We start from the raw sequence: 2,993 nt of genomic DNA, 5'->3' as shown, positions 1-2,993 counted from the left end.
TGAAAAAATGACTCGAAGGAATCTTATTGATGAGTTGGAGAGAGTTGTTCATTCCCTTCAAGAAAGTTATTTAGATATTTGTTTTGGTGGAGAAATTGAACCAGACCCATCCTATGATCTTCAGGATGATAAATAATGTGAGAAACGAAGATAATTCCAGATTTGATTTCTAATACAATCACCGATTAGTTAGTGTAATACTTACGCTAACCACTTTTTCTTTTTGTCCAAAGTCCAATGTAGTTAAGTTAACTGAAAAAAATTAGACAAACGTAAAAACAGACAGCATATTCTATTTAATAGAGACGATAATAGTCTATAAATTACCACAAAAAAGTCGGGAGCAAGATGCTCCCACTATTCTCGTAAGAAACATTGCCAGACAATGCACGATCAATAAAAATTCACCACCACCAAGCCTTCTTCCTCCTTCTTCCCTCTTCCTTCTTTTCTAGATAACTAATAGATAACTAAAGCCTCCTTCCTTCTTCCTTCTTCCCTCTTCCTTCCTTCTTCTAATTACCCACATCACGAAGAATATTTAAAGGTTTATGCTCCTTAATAATTTTCATCTGTTCCTGATTTTTTACCAACAAAGCACCCGCAAAACCCAAACTATTAACAGAAATAGACTTAAAATTCTCATGCGATCGCGACACAACTAACATCCATTCTCGCGTCACCAAAAGATTATAATTACCAGACTGTTTCCCACTCATCTCATCACTATCTTCTATCCCTACAGCTTTGAGTAAAGCAAAATAAGATGCCAAAATCTCACCAGCAGAGTCAACAGGAGAATTTATCCAACCAGAATCTAATTTAGCCAAAGCGTGTCGAAAAGGAAACTCAGACGTAACACCTATGCCATTATCAAATGTAGCAGTAGCGATCGCTCTTTCTATCGGTATTCTCTCTCCATCCAAAACCATTGGTAGAGGTATAATTTGTAAATGTTTATGACGTTGACTGGCACCTGCCACTTTCCCAGCGTTATAAAATGCCAAACCATCAAATTCTCCCATACAGCAACCCAAAGCCTGAAAATCTTGCAAATTCAGCAAATCTTCTTGTTCCTCAAACTCTCTAGTCACAATGAGTAGATGATTATCTACAACGTTATACTTATTCAACAAACACAAATGAGTTTCAGAGATATCAGCAACAAATAAATCCTGCTCATAAGGTAGAAAAGGGTTAAAATCCTTGCCAGTCTCAGCTTTCTTTTTTTTATGCTGTTTTGTAGCTTCATCTTTCCGGGATAAATTAGACAAAATGCGTACTAGGAAACGAATATTATCCTGTTGCACAAACTCGTATTCAGTAGGTATAGGTTGAAGTGCGCCACATTCTAGAGCATATTCAGTTTGTTGTTTTAGTCTTTCCCAGAGAGTGCCCGGTGTAAATAACAATTGATTTTGGGACATAGTTAAATTTTGGATATGATAGTCAGTAGTCATCGATTATAGCAATTCCCAAGAAGGGTGAGGTTGGTGTTTGACAATTAGTGTGAGCATCTTGCTCGCGTTATCAATCATCATAATTACCCCATGTCCTAACTATAGTGGCAACTATACTGATATTGATATGAAGAGGCGATCAATATTTCAAAATTTGAGACCCAAAAAAATTGGTAGTAGGGGAGTGGGGGAATGGTTAGGGATATTGCATGCAACGGCCGTTCGCCCCTACCTCCCCTACTTCCCCGCTTCAGAAAACATAGAAAAGTTTTTGAGATTTGGTATAAAACCTTCTTCTTTCTTCCTTCTTCCTTCTGCTGTAAGTCAAAAAAAAGTCCCCTCTGGAAACAGGGAACCCCTATAAATAGCAACTACTCTTAGAGCTTGATTTCAATATTTACAACACTAAAACTTTCGTTTTTGTTGATAAATTCACTAACTCGATCGCTTAAACTTCACCTAATTTTCATGCTTAAAAGCAATAGAGTTTTTGAGTATTTTAGTTTCCAGACAGACTATCACATTAATCCCCAAGTACTTCTCTACAAAATAAGTTAGTTGAATCAAAACTTTTACCTTCTCTATTTGCTTTAGCTTCTTTACTTTCTAGAACGCTTGCAACTGAACCTTTAGCAAGAGAACGAGTTGTTGCACTGGCACTGTCATTAACCCAATCATTTGCGCCAACTTTATATCTGAAATTGCATCTATATTGATCGTTAGCCGATCCTGCTTGTAAGAAAATGCCGAGAGAAGCTAGTGCAGATAGGATTAAGTACCTTTTCATTATAAAAACTCTCCTGTAATTGGTTTACTTTATGGATAGTGAATTACTATCTATATTCTTTTTATATCTCTAAATTCAGATCATTTATTGTTAACTAATATACTTTTTACTATCTTTTTTCTCATTTTATGAGCAGTTGCTTGTTTTTTTAAGTATAAATTCTTAATCCAGAAACCGGCATTATTAATATTAGTTTTTACTGTCTCAATATTAATAAAAATTAATAAAAAAAATCATTTTTTATGATATAATTAATCTTAGTTTATTTGAGGGATTATGTAAGTAAAATTTTACAGCTATCTACTCAAATTGTCAAGATGATAATATGATTATTCCCAAAAATAATTATATCTGCAAATCTGCCAAATTAGCGAACATTTAAGTTGCTATTTTTCTCGAAAGTAAATAAATATTAATTGTGAGTGATTGGAGAAATAAATGAATAAAAACTATTATAATCATACTTGATATTAGCTTTATTCAGTAATTTGAAAAACTAGGAAAAGCAAAAATTAAAAGTGTTGCCAGCAAAAATTTGCAAAATTAAGTCTATCAGGTATAATTAAATATGTGGCTTTTCAATCTTTGCCGAACACAAGAACCTTCAAAGCGATCAGTAAAAGCTTTTTAGGTAAAGGTTATGTCTTAAATGTTTGTACTTCATGTACTTGCAATTTGTTGTAGCTACTCCTCTGGTTATGGCGATCGCATTTGAGACATAACCTTTACCTAAAAAGCTTTTACTG

At 34.1% G+C, this 2,993-nt stretch carries 2 protein-coding genes; both read right to left on the bottom strand.

What is annotated here, in order from left to right; all coding sequences use genetic code 11:
- Positions 1-515: 515 nt before the first annotated feature.
- Positions 516-1,427 carry a phosphorylase gene (locus F6K13_RS26175; RefSeq protein WP_124143396.1) on the bottom strand — a complete coding sequence of 304 codons (912 nt, stop codon included), beginning with the start codon at positions 1,425-1,427 and terminating at the stop codon, positions 516-518.
- A 556-nt stretch (positions 1,428-1,983) separates the two neighbouring features.
- Positions 1,984-2,247, bottom strand: a complete 264-nt coding sequence (locus F6K13_RS26170; protein WP_124143397.1) for a hypothetical protein — start codon at positions 2,245-2,247, stop codon at positions 1,984-1,986.
- Between the last annotated feature and the right edge of the window lie 746 nt (positions 2,248-2,993).

The organism is Okeania sp. SIO2B9 (assembly GCF_010672505.1).
Taxonomy (GTDB): Bacteria; Cyanobacteriota; Cyanobacteriia; order Cyanobacteriales; family Microcoleaceae; genus Okeania; species Okeania hirsuta.
This window is presented reverse-complemented; position numbering and strand designations above follow the sequence as displayed.